The organism is Sulfuriferula sp. GW1 (assembly GCF_047300855.1).
Classification (GTDB): domain Bacteria; phylum Pseudomonadota; class Gammaproteobacteria; order Burkholderiales; family Sulfuriferulaceae; genus Sulfuriferula.
In genome coordinates this window covers 540,647-559,232 of record NZ_CP170197.1, presented here as the reverse complement: position 1 = coordinate 559,232, position 18,586 = coordinate 540,647, and the positions used below count along the sequence as shown (strand labels likewise).

At 57.3% G+C, this 18,586-nt stretch carries 19 protein-coding genes; 10 read left to right on the top strand and 9 right to left on the bottom strand.

The window, feature by feature from the left end; genetic code table 11:
- Window positions 1-5: 5 nt before the first annotated feature.
- Window positions 6-1,253 (bottom strand): murein hydrolase activator EnvC family protein, encoded by a 1,248-nt coding sequence (locus ACFDAU_RS02745; RefSeq protein WP_413438537.1) that lies wholly within the window; start codon window positions 1,251-1,253, stop codon window positions 6-8.
- Entirely contained in the window at window positions 1,250-2,791 is a 1,542-nt protein-coding gene (gene gpmI, locus ACFDAU_RS02740) for a 2,3-bisphosphoglycerate-independent phosphoglycerate mutase (RefSeq protein WP_413438536.1), read from the bottom strand. Before gpmI ends, ACFDAU_RS02745 begins: the two co-directional genes overlap by 4 nt.
- 147 nt (window positions 2,792-2,938) lie before the next feature.
- Between gpmI and ACFDAU_RS02735 the strand changes: the two genes are divergently transcribed.
- From ACFDAU_RS02735 to trxC, 8 genes are all read left to right on the top strand, one after another.
- On the top strand, window positions 2,939-3,289 hold the full coding sequence (locus ACFDAU_RS02735) for an ArsR/SmtB family transcription factor (RefSeq protein WP_124706075.1): 351 nt from the start codon (window positions 2,939-2,941) through the stop codon (window positions 3,287-3,289).
- A 263-nt stretch (window positions 3,290-3,552) separates the two neighbouring features.
- Window positions 3,553-4,956 carry a TolC family protein gene (locus ACFDAU_RS02730; protein ID WP_413438535.1) on the top strand — a complete coding sequence of 468 codons (1,404 nt, stop codon included), beginning with the start codon at window positions 3,553-3,555 and terminating at the stop codon, window positions 4,954-4,956.
- A 31-nt stretch (window positions 4,957-4,987) separates the two neighbouring features.
- Window positions 4,988-6,073 (top strand): efflux RND transporter periplasmic adaptor subunit, encoded by a 1,086-nt coding sequence (locus tag ACFDAU_RS02725; RefSeq protein ID WP_413438534.1) that lies wholly within the window; start codon window positions 4,988-4,990, stop codon window positions 6,071-6,073.
- Window positions 6,066-9,368, top strand: a complete 3,303-nt coding sequence (locus ACFDAU_RS02720; RefSeq protein ID WP_413438533.1) for an efflux RND transporter permease subunit — start codon at window positions 6,066-6,068, stop codon at window positions 9,366-9,368. The genes ACFDAU_RS02725 and ACFDAU_RS02720 overlap by 8 nt, the downstream gene beginning before the upstream one ends.
- Before the next feature lie 11 nt (window positions 9,369-9,379).
- Window positions 9,380-9,598, top strand: a complete 219-nt coding sequence (locus tag ACFDAU_RS02715) for a DUF2892 domain-containing protein (protein WP_124706078.1) — start codon at window positions 9,380-9,382, stop codon at window positions 9,596-9,598.
- Window positions 9,599-9,613: 15 nt separating this feature from the next.
- Complete coding sequence (locus ACFDAU_RS02710) at window positions 9,614-10,024, top strand: rhodanese-like domain-containing protein (protein ID WP_413438532.1); 411 nt, start codon at window positions 9,614-9,616, stop codon at window positions 10,022-10,024.
- A gap of 1 nt (window position 10,025) precedes the next feature.
- Window positions 10,026-10,280 (top strand): glutaredoxin 3, encoded by a 255-nt coding sequence (gene grxC / locus ACFDAU_RS02705; RefSeq protein ID WP_413438531.1) that lies wholly within the window; start codon window positions 10,026-10,028, stop codon window positions 10,278-10,280.
- Between the two features lie 66 nt (window positions 10,281-10,346).
- Entirely contained in the window at window positions 10,347-10,769 is a 423-nt protein-coding gene (trxC, locus tag ACFDAU_RS02700) for a thioredoxin TrxC (protein WP_413438530.1), read from the top strand.
- Between the two features lie 37 nt (window positions 10,770-10,806).
- Here the strand turns inward: trxC and ACFDAU_RS02695 are convergent, their stop codons facing one another.
- The 7 genes from ACFDAU_RS02695 to gshA are packed head-to-tail and all read right to left on the bottom strand — an operon-like array spanning window position 10,807 to window position 17,070.
- Entirely contained in the window at window positions 10,807-11,421 is a 615-nt protein-coding gene (locus tag ACFDAU_RS02695; protein WP_413438529.1) for a DNA-3-methyladenine glycosylase family protein, read from the bottom strand.
- Complete coding sequence (ptsP, locus tag ACFDAU_RS02690; RefSeq protein ID WP_413438528.1) at window positions 11,421-13,145, bottom strand: phosphoenolpyruvate--protein phosphotransferase; 1,725 nt, start codon at window positions 13,143-13,145, stop codon at window positions 11,421-11,423. The genes ACFDAU_RS02695 and ptsP overlap by 1 nt, the downstream gene beginning before the upstream one ends.
- A complete protein-coding gene (locus tag ACFDAU_RS02685) occupies window positions 13,142-13,411 on the bottom strand; it encodes an HPr family phosphocarrier protein (protein ID WP_413438527.1) in 270 nt (89 codons plus the stop codon). Before ACFDAU_RS02685 ends, ptsP begins: the two co-directional genes overlap by 4 nt.
- Window positions 13,392-13,805, bottom strand: coding sequence for a PTS sugar transporter subunit IIA (locus tag ACFDAU_RS02680; RefSeq protein WP_124706085.1), 414 nt, complete (start codon window positions 13,803-13,805; stop codon window positions 13,392-13,394). The genes ACFDAU_RS02685 and ACFDAU_RS02680 overlap by 20 nt, the downstream gene beginning before the upstream one ends.
- Before the next feature lie 42 nt (window positions 13,806-13,847).
- On the bottom strand, window positions 13,848-14,861 hold the full coding sequence (locus ACFDAU_RS02675) for an FAD:protein FMN transferase (protein ID WP_413438526.1): 1,014 nt from the start codon (window positions 14,859-14,861) through the stop codon (window positions 13,848-13,850).
- Window positions 14,852-15,793: a glutathione synthase gene (gene gshB, locus ACFDAU_RS02670; protein ID WP_413438525.1), complete on the bottom strand. Its 942-nt coding sequence runs from the start codon at window positions 15,791-15,793 to the stop codon at window positions 14,852-14,854. The genes ACFDAU_RS02675 and gshB overlap by 10 nt, the downstream gene beginning before the upstream one ends.
- Entirely contained in the window at window positions 15,790-17,070 is a 1,281-nt protein-coding gene (gene gshA, locus ACFDAU_RS02665) for a glutamate--cysteine ligase (RefSeq protein WP_413438524.1), read from the bottom strand. The genes gshB and gshA overlap by 4 nt, the downstream gene beginning before the upstream one ends.
- A gap of 62 nt (window positions 17,071-17,132) precedes the next feature.
- Between gshA and ACFDAU_RS02660 the strand changes: the two genes are divergently transcribed.
- Both ACFDAU_RS02660 and ACFDAU_RS02655 read left to right on the top strand, forming a co-directional pair.
- Window positions 17,133-17,597 (top strand): tRNA (cytidine(34)-2'-O)-methyltransferase, encoded by a 465-nt coding sequence (locus ACFDAU_RS02660; protein WP_413438523.1) that lies wholly within the window; start codon window positions 17,133-17,135, stop codon window positions 17,595-17,597.
- A gap of 200 nt (window positions 17,598-17,797) precedes the next feature.
- The gene (locus tag ACFDAU_RS02655) at window positions 17,798-18,493 is read left to right on the top strand and encodes a hypothetical protein (protein ID WP_413438522.1); all 696 of its coding nucleotides are present in this window, start codon (window positions 17,798-17,800) and stop codon (window positions 18,491-18,493) included.
- Window positions 18,494-18,586: the final 93 nt, after the last annotated feature.

The window sequence follows — 18,586 nt, the reverse complement described above, 5'->3', positions numbered from 1 at the left end:
TTCCCTCATTTACCCGCCATCCAGCTCATCGGGTCAAATGCCCGGCTCTGATAGCGCAATTCAAAATATAACCCCGCATCGGGGTTGCCTCCACTATTGCCTACGGCAGCAATGGTTTCACCTGCACTCACCGCGTCGCCCACCTGCTTATACAATGTTTCATTATTACTGTACAGACTCATATAACCGCTACCGTGGTCAACGATGATCAGATTCCCAAATCCACGCATCCAATCAGCAAACACCACCCTGCCCGCTGCCACCACATGCACGGGTTGACCGGTATTGGCTTTGAAGAACAAACCTTTCCACAACGATCCGCCCCGTTCACGTGGAGTACCAAAACGGTGAACAAGTTCCCCATGAACCGGTAACTCTAGATGCCCTTTCAGACGGCCGAAAGGAGTTCCGGTTATCGCCGTTTCCGGCAACCGTGTTTCCGGCCTGGAACGAGGCGCTTCCGGCTCGCCTTTTCGGGTCGGCTTATGAAGCTTTTTACGCGCTGCCGCTGCTTTTTCCTGGGCCGCTTTTCTTGCGGCTCTTTGCGCGGCTGCTTTGGCAAGCGCCTCGATCACTTGGGTCAGGTGCTTTTCATTTCTCTCCAGCGTTGCAATTTCCTTGCGCTGGCTTTGTATCTGCACACCCAGCTTATCGATTATCCGACGCTTTTCCGTTCGCTCGGCCTCAAGCTGCTGACGTTGGACTAGCCGCTGCTGGCGAATATTGTCTATTTGCGACTGTTTTTGCTGCTGTGCCTGGGCAAGATTATCCAGGCGCGCCAGCCCAGCCTGCAGGTTGGCAATCAGGATTGAGCGCGCCTGCGCAAGATAAGCGTAGTAGCGCAGGTCACGCGTCAGCTGATTGGGATCCTGACCGTTCATCAGCAGTTTGGCTGGGTCGTCACGACCATTCCTATACTGCTGATTAAGCAGCTGTGCCAACTGCTGTTGTTGATGGGTAACAGACAGTTTTGTGGCATCGCTCTCCGCACGAAGCTGTGCCAGACTCTGCGCCACACTCTCTTGTTCCCGATCAAGTTGATAAACTTTTCGATTAGTGTCGCTAATAGCCCGTTCCGATTGCCGCAACGCATCTGCCGCCTGACTACGATTGTCCTGCGCATTTTTGTTTTCGCGGCGCAAGGCTTCGAGATGTTGGCGCAGATTGACCAATTCTTCCCTGGATGCTGCGACAGCATTACTTAAGCTGCACAGCAAAACCAGCAACAGCAGCAGTCGGGGGGCTTGTTTCACTCGAACTCGATCAGCGATCTTCCGGACATTTCTGATGGCTGGGGCAAGCCCATCAATTTAAGCAGCGTAGGGCTCACATCTTCCAGCGCACCATTTTCTGCCAGATGAACACGGCGCTTGCCTACATAAAGCAGCGGCACCAAATTAGTGGTGTGCGCGGTGTGCGCCTGTGTGGTTTGTTCATCCAGCATCATTTCTGCATTACCATGGTCGGCGGTAATGATGATCTCTCCGCCTGCTTGCAACATTGCCGGTATGACGCGCCCAAGGCATTCATCCAGCACTTCAATCGCGCGCACTGCTGCAGGCAGGTTTCCCGTGTGTCCGACCATGTCTGCATTGGCATAATTGCAAATGATGGCGTTGAACTTGTGCGTCTCAATTGCACTCACCAATTTATCGGTGAGTTCGTAGGCACTCATTTCCGGTTTCATGTCGTAGGTGGCGACATCCGGCGAAGGAATCAGGATGCGCTCCTCGCCTTCGTAGACGGTTTCTTCACCACCATTGAAAAAGAACGTCACATGCGGATATTTTTCCGTCTCGGCAATGCGCAGCTGTTTCAAGCCGATTTTTGAGATGTACTCGCCAAATCCGTTGCGGATGCGCTCCGGTGGGAACGCCACCGACACGTTGAATTCGTCGCTGTAGCCGGTCAACGTACAAAATGCGCCGAGCCTGGGCTGGTGCTCGCGTTCAAATTCATTGAAATCAGGTTCGATAAAAGTGCGCGAAATCTGCCGGGCACGATCCGAACGGAAATTCATGAACACCACGGCATCGCCATCCTCGATACGGACCGGCTGGTCACCCGGAGGCACGATGGCCGTCGCCTTGATGAATTCATCGCTCTCGCCTCGTGCATAGGCTTGCGCCAAGCCTGACAAGGCATCGGGGGCTGTGTATTCGGCACGCCCCTGCGTGATCAAGTCATAGGCAGCCTTGACGCGCTGCCAGCGCCGGTCACGGTCCATCGCAAAATAACGCCCGATCATTGAGGCCACGCGCCCAACTTGTAATTGCTCTATTTTGGCCTGCAAACGCTGCAGATTGACTTCCGCGCTCTTTGGAGGCGTGTCGCGACCATCCAGAAATACATGCAAATAAACTTTTTTCAGGCCTTCGCGCGCGGCCATTTCCAGCATGGCGTGGATATGCAGTTCATGGCTATGCACCCCTCCGTCGGAGAGCAGCCCCAGAATATGCAAAGCCTTATCGTTGTTTTTGACAGTCGCTATCGCTGCCAGCAAGGCAGGATTGGTATAAAACGAGCCGCTGCTGATGGACAGATCGATACGCGTGAATTCCTGATACACCACACGTCCCGCTCCGATATTGAGGTGGCCCACCTCGGAGTTGCCCATTTGCCCGGAAGGTAATCCAACCGCAGATTCAGATGCCTGGATGAGAGTATGGGGATAAGTTTGCCAGAGTTGGTCCCAGTTGGGTTTGCTGGCCTGCGCGATGGCATTGTCGGTACGGCAGTGACGGCAGCCAAAGCCGTCCAGGATAATCAGTAGAACGGGTTTTACCTTCATGTTTATATTTGCTTTCGGTGCGCAACCACTGTCGCAACCTTTTCTATATATTTGTACTATTTTTTTAATGGCCAATTTTAGTATATTTTAATACTTATTGCATTATAATATTCTTTAAATCGATTGATTTTTAAAGGGTACTTACCAATGAGTACTGTCAATACAGGCACTGCAACCATTTTGAACCTGGAACATATAGATCTGATCGACAAAGACGAGCACATTGAGCAAGCCTCTCGTGCGATGAAGGCCATGTCGCATCCGTTACGCTTAAAAATATTGTGCGTACTGGGTGATCGCGAAGTCAGTGTGCAGGACATTGTGGACAGTGTCGGCACCTCGCAGAGCAACATTTCCCAGCACCTGGCCATTCTCCGCGACAAAGGCGTTCTGCGCACCCGCAAAGATGCCAATCGCGTTTTCTACCGTGTTGGCGACACGCGCACATTGCGCCTGATCAGCATGATGCGCGATGTATTTTGCGGTTTCACAAAATAATCATCTCCTTACTGAATAATGATAATAACAACGCCACTTAAGTGGCGTTGAGATCGCAATCAAGCCCACCCAGGCCGACACCGGCCAAATTAAGCTGCTGTCCCATATAATTCATCGTGTCATTTGCTTGGCATGGATGATTAGAATATAATTATTTGCTAATATAGATGCCTGCGGAGTGATGCTTTACTACAACCTGCCTGTAGTAAGGCATACAATTCCTGCGTCTACGCAAGCAGGCTACGAACCGGGAGCAATTAAAAATGCACTTGTATCAACCATACAATAATGTCAAACGGCTATGCACCGTGTTGTTATCCGCAGCATTCTGGCTTGCGTACATTCCCGGTGCGGCAGCCCAAACACTGGACTTCGGGCAATGCGTGGCAACCGCACTACGCCAGAACCCGGATTTGTCCGTCAGCCGCGCCCAGCTCGATCAAGCCCTGGCCGGGCTGCGTCAGGCGCAAGGGAGCCGGCTGCCCAAACTCACCGCTTCGCTCAATGCCACCCGGACTAACGACGCGCTCAACGCGTTCGGCCTCAAGCTATCGCAGCGCAACGCCACTTTCAATGATTTCGGCGCCAGCCAGTTCACCGGACCGAATTCACTGGGCGTTGCGCCTGACAACCTCAACCATCCCGGCAACGTCAACAATTTCAACACCCGTCTGGAAGTCCAGTTGCCGCTCTATACGGGCGGGCTGATCGAAGGCAACATCGAGCAAGCTCAAGCCTCTATCAAAGCCGCCCAGCAAGGTGACGTGGCGGCACGCCAGCAAGTTATTTTCAACGTATTGCAAGCCTATCAGGGCGTTCACTCTGCGCGCGCCTTTGTTAAAGTGGCAAAACAGGCTGAGGCAGCGACTGCCTCCCAGGTCAAAAACATTGAAAACCTGGTCAAAGGCGGTGTGGTGGTCAAAAGCGATCTATTGACAGCCAAGGTTCACCTCGAAGAAGTACGCATCCAGTTGATGCAGGCCAGGAACGCCGAGGCCGCAGCATTGGATCAGCTGCATATTCTGCTTGGCATACCTTTAGCTGAACCACTCGATGTCGGCGCACCCGTCATGCCGAGCGCCGTAGTGGGGAGTACTGCTGATTTACGTGCCCAGGCGCTGGCCGACAACCCGAAGCTGAAGGCCATGCGCGACCAACTGGGCGCCTCGCAAGCCGGGGTCAAAATAGCCAAGGCGGGCCTTTACCCGCAGGTGGGCCTGATGGCGCGGCAGGACTGGAATGACAGCAAGGTCGGCTTTTCCGCCAGCTCGTATACGCTCGGTGGGCAGGTAAGCTGGACCGTGTTCGACGGCAATGTCACCCGCGGGGCAGTCGATCGCGCCTCGGCCAGCCATGCCGAGCAGCAGGCGCGCCTGTTGCAGGCAGAAAATGGAATAGCCTTGCAGGTCGATGATGCCTACCGCAAGGCAGAAGAAGCCGAATTCCGCCTGACTGCACGGCAACACGCTGTAGCCAGTGCCGATGCGGCAACCAATCTGGTCAATAAGCGCTATGACAACGGCGTGGCCACCATCGCCGAATTACTCGGCGCCCAAACCCAGCAGGACAAAGCCCACGCCGATTTGGTGGCCGCCGAGTATGACCTCGCAGTGCAACGCGCCAGCCTCAAGCTGGCTATCGGCAAGCTCGAACCAGACCAGTTATAAAACCAGGGAGTTGATCGTGAATCATCGAGCCATGAAAGCCATTAAGCCCGCTACTGTTGCGCTCGCGCTAACGCTTGCTCTGAGCGGATGCGGCGAAAAAGACAAACAACAGCAAACCGCAACGCCGGCGGCTTCGGTCACGGCCCATATTGCCGTCGTGCAAAAAACCGTAGTGCCCGTTATTTCCACCGCTCCCGGCAGCGTCATTGCCGAACAGCAAGCCCAGATTGCTTCGCGCCTGATGGGCTTTATCCGGGAAATAAACGTGCAGGAAGGCCAAAGCGTCGTCGCCGGGCAGCGTCTGTTCACGGTCGATCCAAGTGATATTCAAGGCCAGGTAAGCCAGGCCAGGGCCGGACTGGCGCAAGCTGAAGCGGCGCTTGCCGACGCCAAAAACGATTACCAGCGTTTTGGCACCTTATACAAGGAGGAGGCCATTCCCAAACAGCAGTGGGACAAGATACGCCTGCAATACCAGGTGGCCCAGCAACAGGCTGCAGCGGCCCGCGCCGGCCTCGGTACTGCCGCTGCACAAATGCGCTATGCGACGTTGACCGCGCCGTTCGCCGGCATCATTACGCAGAAGCTGGCCAACGTGGGCGACCTTGCCACCCCCGGCAAGCCGGTACTGATGCTGGAAAACCAGTCCAGATTGCAGGTACAGACCAGCGTCTCGTCCGATGTGTTCGCCCACTTGAAGTTGGGAGACAGCGTCAGCCTGCAGGCAAATGACACCGGTACCGCGATCACCGGCAAGATTGCGCGCCTGGTGCCTGCCGCTGACCCGGCCACGCGCACCTATCTGGTCAAAATTGACTTGCCCCCGGGCACCCAGCTCAAAAGCGGCATGTATGTGCTGGTTGCCTTTCCCACCGGCCAGCGCGAAGGCGTACGCGTCCCGTGGTCGGCTGTGCTCGACCGTGCCGGCATCACCGGCGTGTTCGTGGTGGACGCTCAGGGCATCGCCCATTACCGTATGGTGCGCGTCGGAGATACCAGCGATGGCCAGGTGGAAATCCAGGCCGGCCTGACCCCCGGCGAGCGCGTCGTGACCTCGGCAACCGCCCAGCTGCAATCCGGCGACAAAATAGTCAACGCAGGGAGCGGCAATGTCTGATCCGAACCCGGCACCCCTGAACATCGCGGGGAAGATCGCCCGCACTTTCCTGGAATCTAAAATTACCGCCATGCTGATGCTGGCGGTGACGCTGGCCGGCGTCATGGCGCTATTCATTACCGCACGCGAATACAACCCGCAAATCGTGGTGCCGGCCGCCAACATTATCGTCGCCAAGCCGGGCGCATCGGCCACAGAAATCCAGAACCTGGTGGTGAAACCGCTGGAAGCGATCATGAACGCCCAGTCCGGGGTGAAACATACCTTCGGCTATGCCGTCTCCGACTTCGGCGTCGTCACGGTTCAGTTCGACGTTGGCGAAGACCAGGAAAAGAGCCTGGTCAAGCTCTACAACCAGCTGATGCAGAACCTCGACCGCATCCCGCCGGGCGCCATGCAGCCGATCGTCAAACCCATCAATGTCGATGACGTGCCGATCATGACGCTGACGTTGAGCTCCACCCAGATGGACGATTATCAGTTGCGCGAGGTGTCCGCCCGCGTGCTCGAACAGCTGCGCAATGTGCCGGGCGTGTCCTTCACCCAGCTGGTGGGTGGCGCACAACGGGCCATCAATGTGTGGATCTCCCCGGCCAAACTGGCGGCGGCCGGCCTGAGCCTCGATCAGGTTGACAAGATGCTGCAGGGCGCCAACGTTTCCGTGCCGATCGGCACCCTGGTGGACGCCAACCGTAACCAGCCGTTGCGCCTGTCCGGCTTTATCGGCAACGCGCGCGAAGTCGGCGAGATCATCGTCGGTGCGCCCAATGGCAAACCGGTATTCCTGAAAGACGTTGCCACCATTCAGGACGGTGCGGCGGAAACCGATGAACAGACCCGTTTTGCCTACGGCCCCGCCGCTCATGGCCCAGCCTATCGCGGCGAGGCACCGGCGGTCACCATCGCCATCGCCAAGAAGGCCGGCACCAATGCAGTCGTCGTCGCCGACGCGGTTCTCAACAAGCTGGATAACCTGAAACGTCAGGCCATCCCCCAGGGCATTCAAGTCGCCGTCACCCGCGACGACGGCGCCAAGGCCAACGACGCAGTGAATACCCTGATGGAACATCTGGGCATTGCCATCGGCTCGGTGGTGGTGATTCTGGTGCTGTTCCTGGGCTGGCGCGAAGCCGCCATCGTGACCCTCACCGTACCGCTGATCCTGTTTGTGGTGCTGACCGTCGGCCTCATCGCCGGCCAGACCATCAACCGCATCACCCTGTTCGCGCTGATCCTGTCCCTGGGTCTGCTGGTGGATGCGGCCATTGTGGTAGTGGAAAACATCCACCGGCACATGCACCACGGCGGCGGCAAGAACTTCAAGGAAGCGCTGGTCACCGCCACCAACGAGATCGGCAACCCCACCAATATCGCCACCATCGCGGTCATCCTGGCGTTTATCCCGATGGCTTTCGTCACCGGCATGATGGGGCCGTTCATGCGTCCCATCCCGTTCAACGTGCCGATCGCAATGATTGCCTCGCTGGTGATCGCCTACATGGTAGTGCCCTGGGCTGCCAACCGCTGGCTCGCCGGCAAGGCCGCCAAGTCACTCGCCGAGCGGCCCGCACTGGAGGACATGGCCGCCGAACCGCAAGACCGGCTGCACCGTGCCTACGTGACAGTGATTACACCATTCATCAAACATGCCGGTCGCCGCAACCTGCTGTTCCTGGTGGTGCTGGGCCTGCTGCTGGCAGCGATGCTTCAGCCCGCCTGGCAATTCATCCGGCCTTCCGGCCTGAACGGTCCGTTATCGGCGCTGGGTGTGGAGCTGAAAATGCTGCCCAACGACAACACCAATACCTTCCTGATACAGGTGGATACACCGGCCGGCACCACCCTGGCCGAAACCGACCGGGTGGCGCGTGCGGTAGGCGACGTCCTGGCCAAAACAAAATACGTGACCGACTACCAGACTTTCCTTGGCATGACCGCCCCGGTGGATTTCGCGGCCCTGGTGCGCGGCGACATGCTGAAACGCGGGGACAATATTGCCCAGTTGCGCGTCAACCTCACCAGCAAACATGAGCGCTCCGTGTCGTCGCACGAAATCGTCAATAATTTCAATGTGGCGCTGGCGCCGGTTCGCAAGGCTTTCCCGCAGGCCAAGCTGAAACTCTACGAGACCCCGCCCGGACCGCCGGTACAGTCGCAGATACTGGCGGAACTGTATGGACCGGACTACAACAAACTGCGCGCCGCTGCAGCAGACGTGGATAAGGATTTCAGCAAGATCTACGGCATCGTCAACGTGGATGATTCGGTGACCGCCACCGTGGATGCATTCCATGTGAAAGTGGACCGCGAAAAAGCCGCGCTCTCGGGTGTGGCCGTGGGGCAGGTGGGCAAGCTGCTGCATGACTATGTATCGGGGTTTTCCATCGGCACCGTGCATGTGGATGATGCGCGCGAACCGGTGGACATTACCGTGCGCCTGCCGCGCAGCGAACGCCAGACACCGGAGCAAATCCTGTCCATCCGCATCACCAGCATGTCCGGTCAGCAAATACCGCTGTCAGCCATTGCCACCGTGGAGCGTGCCACCCAGGACAAGCCGATCTACGACCGCGATCAGCATCCCGTGGTCATGGTTGGTGGCGAATTGCTGAAATCCAGTCCGGTATATGCCGTATTGGCGCTGGACAAGATGATCGACGGCAAACTCCTGCCGTCAGGAGAGACATTCAAGACCGGCAACCTCGGCTTCGTCGAAGCTCAGCCCGATGACGTGATGAGCTATCACCTGCTGTGGGGCGGCGAGATGCGTCTCACCCTCGATGTGTTCCGCGACCTCGGTTCCGCCTTCATCGTGGCGCTGGTATTCATCTATCTGATGCTGGTGGGCTATTACAAGTCGTTCATGATGCCGCTGATCGTGATGGGTGCGATTCCACTCACGCTGGTGGGCGTATTCCCCGGCCACTGGATCACCCAGCAGGCATTCACCGCCACCTCGATGATTGGCGTGATCGCGCTGGCTGGCGTGGTGGTGCGTAACTCGCTGCTGCTGATCGACTTCATCATCGATTACCGGGCACGCGGCTATGGCCTCGAAGAGGCAGTGATCGAAGCCGGTGCGGTACGTTTCCGTCCCATCATGCTGACCGCACTCGCCATCATCCTGGGTTCGGCCATCATGGTCACCGATCCGGTATTCGGGGGCTTGGCGGTGTCATTGATTTTCGGTACCTTTGCTTCTACAGTACTGACGCTGATCGTGATTCCGCTAATGTATTATTTATGGGAGCGCCGTCTGCTGGCGCGCCAAAACAGAACCACTCAACCCAACTGAAGGAAAATAGCATGACCGTAGAACGCACTGTACGCATTATCGCCGGCCTGTTCATCATGATCTCCCTGTTGCTGGCACATCTGGCCGGCACCGTCGACATGAGCCATATCAGCTGGCTATGGCTAACTGCCTTTGTCGGTTTCAATCTGTTCCAGAGCGGCATAACACGGTTTTGCCCGATGGACATCATGCTCAAAAAAGCCGGCGTTAAAACAGGTTGCGGTCTTTAATCCCGGGAGTTTATTTTGGAATTTCTTCAACAAAACATCTGGCTGGTTCTGCTGGCTGCGTTTTCCGGCATCATGCTGATTCTGCCCATCATACGCGGCAAACTGAGCGGTGCACTCAGCGCAGATACCACCCAGGCGGTGCAGCTCATCAATCATCAGGATGCGCTGATTCTGGACGTGCGCGAAGCCAACGAGTTCGCCGCCGGGCACATTGCCAATGCGCGCCATATCCCGCTTGGTCAGCTGGCTACGGGTCTCAAACCTCTGGAAAAACACAAAGACAAGACCATCGTGGTGAATTGCCGAAGCGGCACGCGCTCTGCCATGGCCTGCGGCGTCTTGCGCAAAAATGGTTTTACCCAGGTCTATAACCTTAAAGGCGGCATCATGGCTTGGGAACAGGCCGGTTTGCCGACGGTGAAATAGCATGTCCACAGTCATCATGTATTGCACCGCGGTATGTCCCTACTGCGTCATGGCCGAGCGCCTGTTACAAGGCAAGGGGATCAGTGTGGAAAAAATCCGCGTCGACCTCGACCCTAACCGCCGCGCAGAAATGATGACGCGCACCGGCCGTCGTACCGTACCGCAAATCTATGTGGGCGATACGCACGTTGGCGGTTTCGACGACCTCTCCGCATTGGACCGTGCCGGCAAACTGGACCTTCTGCTGAAAAGCTGAACGCCCGGCTTGAAAAACGCCTGAAATGCCGCACCTATCGGATATATTTTAACCGAGGTGCTTAATATGAATCTGGTCTGCCCGTCCTGTCAGGCGGTTAACCGTATCCCCGCCGAACGCGTCAATCAGGCACCCAAATGCGGCAAGTGCGGCGCACCGCTGCACTCCGGGTTGCCGCTCGATCTGACAACCAGTAACTTCGACCGCTTCATCACCCGCAACGATTTGCCGGTGCTGGTGGATTTCTGGGCAAGCTGGTGCGGCCCCTGCAAAATGATGGCGCCGGTGTTCAAACAAGCCGCTACAGAACTGGCCCGTCAGGTGCGCTTTGCCAAGGTCGAGACGGAAGCTGAACAGGGGCTGGCTGCACGCTACAATATCCGCAGCATCCCCACCCTGATTTTGTTCAAAAACGGCACCGAGGCGGCGCGCATGTCGGGCGCACTGGATGCCAACGGACTCAAACGCTGGCTGGCACAACAGGTGTAAGTGCCGGAGCGTGGCTAGTGTACTGTTTCACACTAAACTAGTAAGCAACGACCTGCGGATCCAGGCTACGCCACAAATACCAGGTCGCCACAGAACGCCACGGACGCCAGGTTTCCGCAAGGCTGCGCATTTTGATTTTGCTGATCGGTGCGCCATTCTGATAATGCGCGGCCATGGCTTTTTGCAGGCCAATGTCATCGAGCGGCAGTACATCCGGACGTAACAGATAGAACATCAGGAACATTTCCGCCGTCCAGCGGCCTATCCCCCGTACTTGGCACAATTCGACAATCACCGACTCGTCGTCCATATCCTGCCACAAGCCGGGATGCACTGAGCCATCAACAAATTTGGCCGCGAGATCGCGCAGGTATTCAACTTTTCGCAGTGAAAAACCGCATGTGCGCAAAACCTCAGGCGCAGTATTGGCAATGGCTTCCGGCGTAACCACAACACAAGCCAGCAAACGCTGCCACACCGCCTCGGAGGCTTTCACCGAAATCTGCTGCCCGGCGATAGAACGCGCAAGCGTAGAGAACGCGTCACCACGGCTGCGCAGACTGATTTCCGGATAACGTGCGATCAGCGACTTCAACACGGCGTCAGCTGCGGACAGTTCCAGGGTGGCCTGCTGCCAATACTGCGGCTGCATCAGGCGTTCAACCGGGTGAGCAGGGTTTGCAGCTTGTCCGGCTCGTGGCCACGCATGATTTTGTTCGCCTGCGTGGCGGCCTCCACGCTATTGCTTTTGAGCACCCGCTGTTTGACCGAGAGCAGACTGGCCGGGTGCATGGAATAGCTGCGCAGCCCCAGTCCCAATAACAGCCGGGTGAGCAGCGGGTCGCCCGCCATTTCGCCGCACACCGATACTGGCTTGCCTGCTTTTTCGCCAGCGCGGATGGTCATCGCGATCAGCTGCAATACCGCCGGATGCAATGGGTCGTACAAGTGCGCCACGCTGTCGTCGGCACGATCTATCGCCAGTGTGTACTGGATCAGGTCGTTCGTGCCTATCGACAGGAAATCCATGCGCTCGGCAAAACTTTGGGCGGCCAGAGCAGCGGCCGGGATTTCTATCATGCCCCCCACCTTCACGTTCGGATCAAACGCGATGCCGTCGACAACCAAGCTGGCCTTGGCCGCTTCGATCGCATACTGGGTCTGGCGCAGTTCCGGCAGGCTGGACAGCATGGGTATAAGGATACGCACCTGACCAAAGTGCGAAGCACGCAGGATGGCGCGCAACTGGGTGCGGAACAATTTCGGTTCAGCCAGACACAGGCGAATCGCGCGCAGCCCGAGTGCCGGATTGAGGCTGTGGGCAGTGAGTCCGGCCAGCGGCTTGTCAGCACCCAGATCGAGGGTGCGGATGGTCACCGGCATGCCGTTCATCGCCTCCGCCACTTCGCGAAAAGCTTCGAACTGCTCATCCTCGCTGGGCAGATCCGCGCGATTCATGAACAGGAATTCGCTGCGGAACAGGCCGATGCCCGTAGCGCCGGATTCCTGCACCGCCGCTACATCTTGCGGCAGTTCAATGTTGCCGTGCAGTTCCACCACCACGCCATCCAGCGTGGCGGCACGGTTGCCTTTCAGGCGCCTGAGCTTCTGGTGTTCAATCTTCCATTCGTTCTGGCGCAGCCGGTACTCTTCCAGCACCGTTTCATCCGGGTCGAGAATCACCACCCCGTTGTCACCATCCACGATGATGGTTTCATTTTCCCGGATCAGGCTGCGCGCATTGTGCAGCGCCATCACCGAGGGGATATTCAGGCTGCGCGCAAGAATGGCAGTATGGGATGTGGCCCCTCCCACGTCGGTAATGAATGCCGCAAACTGCTGGCGTTTGAAGCCGATCATGTCGGCTGGGGAGAGATCGTGTGCTACCAGGATGCCGTCATGGCGCTCATCTTCGGCCAGCGGCAAATGTCCGGGATGTCCCAGCAGCACCTTGATAACGCGCTCCACCACCTGCACCACGTCGGCCTTGCGCTCGCGCAGATAGGGGTCGTTAATTTCGTCGAACTGCGCCACCAGTTGCTCCATCTGCTGGGTGAGCGCCCACTCCGCATTGCATTGCTGGGTTTCGATAAGCTGCTTCGGTGCTTGCGACAGCATCGAGTCATTCAGAATCATTAAATGCATATCGAGGAATGCGGGCAGCTCGGCCGGTGCATTGGCGGGGATCTGGCTGTGCAATGCGCTCATCTCGGCGCGCACCGTCTGCACGGCTTCGTCGAAGCGCTCCAGCTCCTCCGCAATGTGCGCCTTTTGCAGCACATAATGCGCAACTTCAATACGGGTATGCGAAGCCAGCCGGGCAGGCCCAATGGCAATCCCGCTGGACACGCCGATGCCGTGCAGGGTGGCGCTCACTCGCCTTCCCCGAACTTGTCGTTGATCAATGCCAGCAGGGCGTCCATTGCCGCAGCTTCATCCTCGCCTTCCGTTTCCAGGCTGATGGTGCTGCCTTTGGCTGCCGCCAGCATCATGACGCCCATGATGCTTTTGGCGTTGACCCGGCGGTTATTGCGGGTGAGCCAGATTGCGCTCTGGAACTGTCCGGCGGTCTGCGTGAGCTTGGCTGAGGCGCGCGCATGCAGCCCGAGCTTATTGGTGATTTCAACGTCCTGTTGCAGCATCGCACAACTCCGGTGAAATATGCAGAATGCCTTCGTGGCCACCGGAGAGTGCCTTGATTACCAGCTTGTCGAGTGGTTCATGGCGATAAGTCAGTGCGCGGATCAGCATGGGCAGGTTGACCCCGGCGATGCCTTCCACCCGTCCAGGATAAAGCAGGCGGCAGGCGGTATTGCATGGCGTAGCGCCGTAAATATCCGATAGCATCAATACGCCGTCACCCTGGTCAAGCTCGTCTATCATCTGCTGGGCTTTCGCCGTCATCGCCATGATGTCCGGGCAATCCATCACGTTCAACGGCGTAAGATAAGGCGGGCGCTCGCCCATAACGTGTGTGGCGCATTGAATCAGACTTTCGCCCAGGCTGCCGTGGGCGACGATGAGTATGCCAATCATGATTATCGAATCAAATTAAAGCGGGTAATCATTCTACCGCAGTCAGGACAGTGATTCGAAATGCAGACGCTGTTTCATGCCGTCGGTGAGTTCGACGTGCCCTTGCCCGTCGATAAACATCACATCAGCCACGCCCATGCGTTGCGCTGCGGCACGCCAGCCAGCACTCCCCGAAATGAAAATGGGCTTGCTGGCGACATCCGAAAGGGTACCGGCATGGTCTGACGGCGGAATCAGGACGGTGACCGCCCGTACCCCTTGCGCGGGCCAGCCGGTGCGCGGATCGATGATGTGGCAATAACGCTTGCCGCCCACTTCGAAGTAGCGCTGATAGTCGCCCGAGGTGCCGATGGCTTCACCATCGCGCAAATCCAGCGTGGCGATGGGACCGGGACCACGCGGATTCTGGATGCCTACGCGCCATGGGCGGTCGCCGTGCTGCCCCAGCGCCAGGATATTGCCGCCAATATTGATCAGCGCGTTTTTTACCCCCTGGCTGCGCAGATAGCGGGCCGCCACGTCCAGTGCATAGCCCTTGGCATAACCGCCCAGATCCAGCCGCACCGCAGGGTTGGTGCTGTGGAACATGATGCCGTCGATAACGATGTCACGCATTTGCGGATTGGCGCGCACCAGTTCGGCGATTTTTACCGGGTCAGGCAATTTCGCCTTGAAAGTATCGGACTGAAACCCCCACAAGCGGATCAGGTTGCCGATGGCCGGGTTGAACAAGCCTTGCGATTGTTCCGAATAACGCGTGGCATCGCGAATAATCGGAATCATGCCGGGCGCAATCGCGGCCTGGCTCGGACTCAGTTCGAAGATGCCGTTCATGCGCTCCAGCGTGCCCGGCTCCCAGGCATGCAGGCTGTGGTGCATCGCGTCGAAATCGCGCAATACTTGCGCTGTGACACGGCGCGCCTTGGCTTCCGGTTCGCCGTAAATGCTCACCTCCACGCGGGTACCGAATACGTAGCTTTCCTGGGTGTAAAGGGGCGGTTTGGCACAACCTGCCAAAGCCAGCAGCAATAGCGCCAAAACACCGATCAAGCGCATCGCCGTTCCAGCGCATCGATGAACATCCCGGCCACGTTAAAACCGGTCTGCTGGGTGATTTCCTGAAAACCGGTGGGGCTGGTGACGTTGATTTCGGTGAGATAGTCGCCGATCACGTCCAGCCCGACCAGGAACAATCCCAGATCGCGCACCGCCGGCGCAATGGTCTGCGCAATTTCGCGGTCGCGTTCGGACAGGGGTTGAGCGACGCCGCGCCCGCCCGCAGCCAGGTTGCCGCGCGTTTCTCCTTCGGCGGGAATTCGTGCCAGCGCGAACGGCACCACCTCGCCGTCGATCAGCAGGATGCGCTTGTCGCCCCGGGTAATTTCCGGGATATAGCGTTGCGCCATCACCGTGCGGGTTTCCAGCTGGGTCAGTGTTTCCACGATGACATTCAGATTCGCGTCATCGCCACGCACCCGGAAAATCCCTGCTCCGCCCATGCCATCCAGCGGCTTGAGAATCACGTCGCCATACTCTGTCAGGAATGCCTTGATATGAGAGGCACGCCGCGTTACCAGCGTGGGTACGGTAAATTGCGGAAAGCGCGCGATGGCGAGCTTCTCGTTGAAATCGCGCAGCGAATCGGGACGGTTGAATACCCGTGCGCCGTGGCTTTGCGCCAGCTCCAGCAGGTGCGTGGTGTACAGGTATTCGGTATCGAACGGCGGGTCCTTGCGCATCACCACCGCATCGAAGTGGCTCAATGGCGTCGCCTCGGCGGCTCCCAACTCAAACCAGTTGGCGTTGTCGGCGCTAACGCGCAACGGCTTGGCGTAGCCGATGATCTGATTGTCGCGCAGGATAATATCCGCCTGGCGCAGCGCAAACAGCGCATGGCCGCGCGCCGCTGCTTCGCGCAGCATGGCGACCGTACTGTCCTTGTAGGCTTTGAGCGCGGCTAGCGGGTCGAGGATAAAGGCAAGCTTCATTGGTTGTCCGGATCGGTCTGTTCCAGTTCGATGGAAGCCGCCAGCATCGCCAGCCGCGCCACCACGCCGTAAGTATAGAAGCGGTTTGGGGTGGAATCAGGATTGGCCAACCGGTTCGGTGTGCAACACGGGGTAGCGAATGCCAGCGGCACGAAGTGCATCCCCGGCGAATTGAGGTTTTCATCCGGCCCGCGTCCGGTATGCACGCGATAAAATCCGCCGACGACGAAATGGTCGATCATATATACCACCGGCTCTGCTACCGCGTCATTGATGCTCTCGAAGGTATGCACCCCTTCCTGGATGATGACTTCGGAGATTTGCTGGCCTTCCTTGCCCACCGCCATCTTGTTGCGCTGCTTGCGGTTCAGTTCACGCACTTCGGACGGATCTTTCACCGTCATGATACCCATGCCGTAAGTGCCTGCATCGGCCTTGGCAATCACAAAAGGCTCGGCGTCGATCTTGTATTCGGCGTATTTGTTGCGGATTTGTTCGAGCACGATGGCGACATTTTTCTCCAGACATTCTTCGCCCTGACGCTCCTGAAAATTGACGCGTCCGCAGGTGGAAAAATACGGATTGATGAACCATGGATCGAGCCCGATCAGCGCGGCGAACTCTGTCGCCACCTGGTTGTAGGCGGCAAAATGGCGCGACTTGCGGCGCACATGCCAGCCGGCATGCAGCGGCGGCAGCAGCGATTGCTCGATATTTTGCAGCAGCGCCGGGATACCGCCGGACAGATCGTTGTTAAGCAGAATCGCACATGGGTCGAAACCCGCCACGCCAATGCGGTTGCCGTGACGCACGATGGGTTCGAGCAGCAGCGAGGTGCCATCAGGCAGATCCACCTTGAGCGGTTCGGTCAACTCCGGTATCAAGCTGCCCAGGCGCACTTCCAGCCCGGTTTGCTGCAGGATATTGGCCAGCTGCGCCACGTTTTGCAGATAGAACAGATTGCGCGTGTGGTTTTCCGGGATCAGCAGCAGGCGCTGCGCGTCCGGACAGATTTTTTCCACCGCGCTCATTGCCGCCTGCACTGCCAGTGGGATGAAATCAGGGTTGAGATTATTAAACCCGCCGGGGTACAGGTTGGTATCGACAGGTGCCAGCTTGAAGCCGCTGTTGCGTAGATCCACGGAGGTGTAAAACGGTGCGGCGTGTTCCTGCCACTGGTTTCGAAACCAGCGTTCAATCTGCGGTGTTGCGCCCAGAATCAGGCGCTCCATGTCCAGCAGCGGCCCGGTGAGGGCAGTCGTTAAATGCGGTACCATGCGCAAGCCTCGTTTAATCGTTATGAGTGGATTATATCCCGTAGACCCCGACTTTCCTGCCCATGTTCAACATCGTTCTCTATCAGCCGGAAATCCCGCCCAATACCGGCAACGTCATCCGTCTTGCCGCCAATACCGGCTGCACCCTGCATCTGGTCAAACCGCTCGCTTTTTCACTGGAAGACAAACAGTTGCGCCGCGCCGGGCTGGATTACCACGAGTACGCCAGTGTGGTGGTGCATGAAGACTGGGCAGCGTGCCGCGCCCGGTTGAATGGACATCGCCTGTTTGCGCTCACTACCAAAGCGTCGGTCAGTATCGGCACCTGCCAGTTCGCGCCGGGCGACGTGTTTGTATTCGGCCCGGAAACACGCGGGTTGCCGGCAGACGTGCTGGATGAATTCCCTGGCGAGCAACGCATCCGCCTGCCGATGGTGGCAGGGAGCCGCAGCCTGAATTTGTCGAACTCGGTCGCCGTGACGGTGTTTGAAGCATGGCGGCAGAATCGATTTGGCGGGGGTGTTTAGTGAAAAAAAACCGGGTCCGCTCACCTCGCCAACGCTTGTCAAAATTTCCAATAAATACTTTGTTTTGGCGACACTGGATTGATCTTACGAAACCCCCTATCTGTCCGGATAGGCTAATTTAAATTAGTCCACGCTCCATGTGAGTATTGACGTATTATTTTCTGTCATTGAGACATCGACTTTAAGTTAAAACGCACAGCATGCTTACTGTTTACCATCTAGCCTTTGAAGATCAGGGGATTGATCTCGAATACGATCAATTCAAGGCAGCTCTGCCGTCAACCATTGACCTAAAATTGCAGTCAGATGGCTACTACGCAACCGTTGAAACTACAGGACCAGATGACTCCGATGCACAGCAACTGATTGATCGCGAGCTTGACAGAATATTTTTTCTGACCAACGTGCGATTACGCGCAGTGGCATGTACCGCCACAGGCACCGTTGAACTAAAGCTTGTGACTCGGGTACTCGGTGGCATTCCTCCAGGAACCTGCCCACAGCAATGGACTGGTTCCCTTGCCCTCCAACTCAGGCTTTGGGCAATGGCTGTGGATTCGACTAATCCCTATCTCAGCACCCTTCTTTTCTTCCAGGTAATCGAATTGTCGTATCCTGATACTACCAACAAGACCGCCTATCCAAAATACACTGGCACCTTTCTCCATCCAAGGACAGAAGCCAAGTTGTTACGAAATCTTGTTGCACACGCAGGTAATGCGCAGCCCGAGACCAGCAAGTACCTGGAGTTCCTCGGTCTCCCCCCCTGCCCCTCGAACTTGGTACATCCCGATTGGAGTCGAGTGATATCCAAGAGGATTACGCATGTTAAAACGCAAGCTTACTCGGACCTGGAAAGTGCACTCCGGCGCCCTCCAATCGAAGAAACTGATTGATCAATTGCGCCTGCTGTGGGTGATTTTTTCCATCCGCGAGTTATACGGGTTACTCGCGTCAGCCCGAGAGGCTTCTTTTTTGATCATTGAACC

Excerpts from the sequence above, each read along its gene's own strand:
- trxC (WP_413438530.1), top strand. The coding sequence starts at position 10,347 with ATGAATCTGGTCTGCCCGTCCTGTCAGGCGGTTAACCGTATCCCCGCC.
- gshA (WP_413438524.1), bottom strand. The coding sequence starts at position 17,070 with ATGGTACCGCATTTAACGACTGCCCTCACCGGGCCGCTGCTGGACATG.
- ACFDAU_RS02660 (WP_413438523.1), top strand. The coding sequence starts at position 17,133 with ATGTTCAACATCGTTCTCTATCAGCCGGAAATCCCGCCCAATACCGGC.
- ACFDAU_RS02685 (WP_413438527.1), bottom strand. The coding sequence starts at position 13,411 with ATGCTGCAACAGGACGTTGAAATCACCAATAAGCTCGGGCTGCATGCG.
- ACFDAU_RS02655 (WP_413438522.1), top strand. The coding sequence starts at position 17,798 with ATGCTTACTGTTTACCATCTAGCCTTTGAAGATCAGGGGATTGATCTC.
- ACFDAU_RS02730 (WP_413438535.1), top strand. The coding sequence starts at position 3,553 with ATGCACTTGTATCAACCATACAATAATGTCAAACGGCTATGCACCGTG.
- gpmI (WP_413438536.1), bottom strand. The coding sequence starts at position 2,791 with ATGAAGGTAAAACCCGTTCTACTGATTATCCTGGACGGCTTTGGCTGC.
- ACFDAU_RS02715 (WP_124706078.1), top strand. The coding sequence starts at position 9,380 with ATGACCGTAGAACGCACTGTACGCATTATCGCCGGCCTGTTCATCATG.
- ACFDAU_RS02735 (WP_124706075.1), top strand. The coding sequence starts at position 2,939 with ATGAGTACTGTCAATACAGGCACTGCAACCATTTTGAACCTGGAACAT.
- grxC (WP_413438531.1), top strand. The coding sequence starts at position 10,026 with ATGTCCACAGTCATCATGTATTGCACCGCGGTATGTCCCTACTGCGTC.
- ACFDAU_RS02680 (WP_124706085.1), bottom strand. The coding sequence starts at position 13,805 with ATGATTGGCATACTCATCGTCGCCCACGGCAGCCTGGGCGAAAGTCTG.
- gshB (WP_413438525.1), bottom strand. The coding sequence starts at position 15,793 with ATGAAGCTTGCCTTTATCCTCGACCCGCTAGCCGCGCTCAAAGCCTAC.
- ACFDAU_RS02725 (WP_413438534.1), top strand. The coding sequence starts at position 4,988 with ATGAAAGCCATTAAGCCCGCTACTGTTGCGCTCGCGCTAACGCTTGCT.
- ACFDAU_RS02695 (WP_413438529.1), bottom strand. The coding sequence starts at position 11,421 with ATGCAGCCGCAGTATTGGCAGCAGGCCACCCTGGAACTGTCCGCAGCT.
- ACFDAU_RS02720 (WP_413438533.1), top strand. The coding sequence starts at position 6,066 with ATGTCTGATCCGAACCCGGCACCCCTGAACATCGCGGGGAAGATCGCC.
- ACFDAU_RS02675 (WP_413438526.1), bottom strand. The coding sequence starts at position 14,861 with ATGCGCTTGATCGGTGTTTTGGCGCTATTGCTGCTGGCTTTGGCAGGT.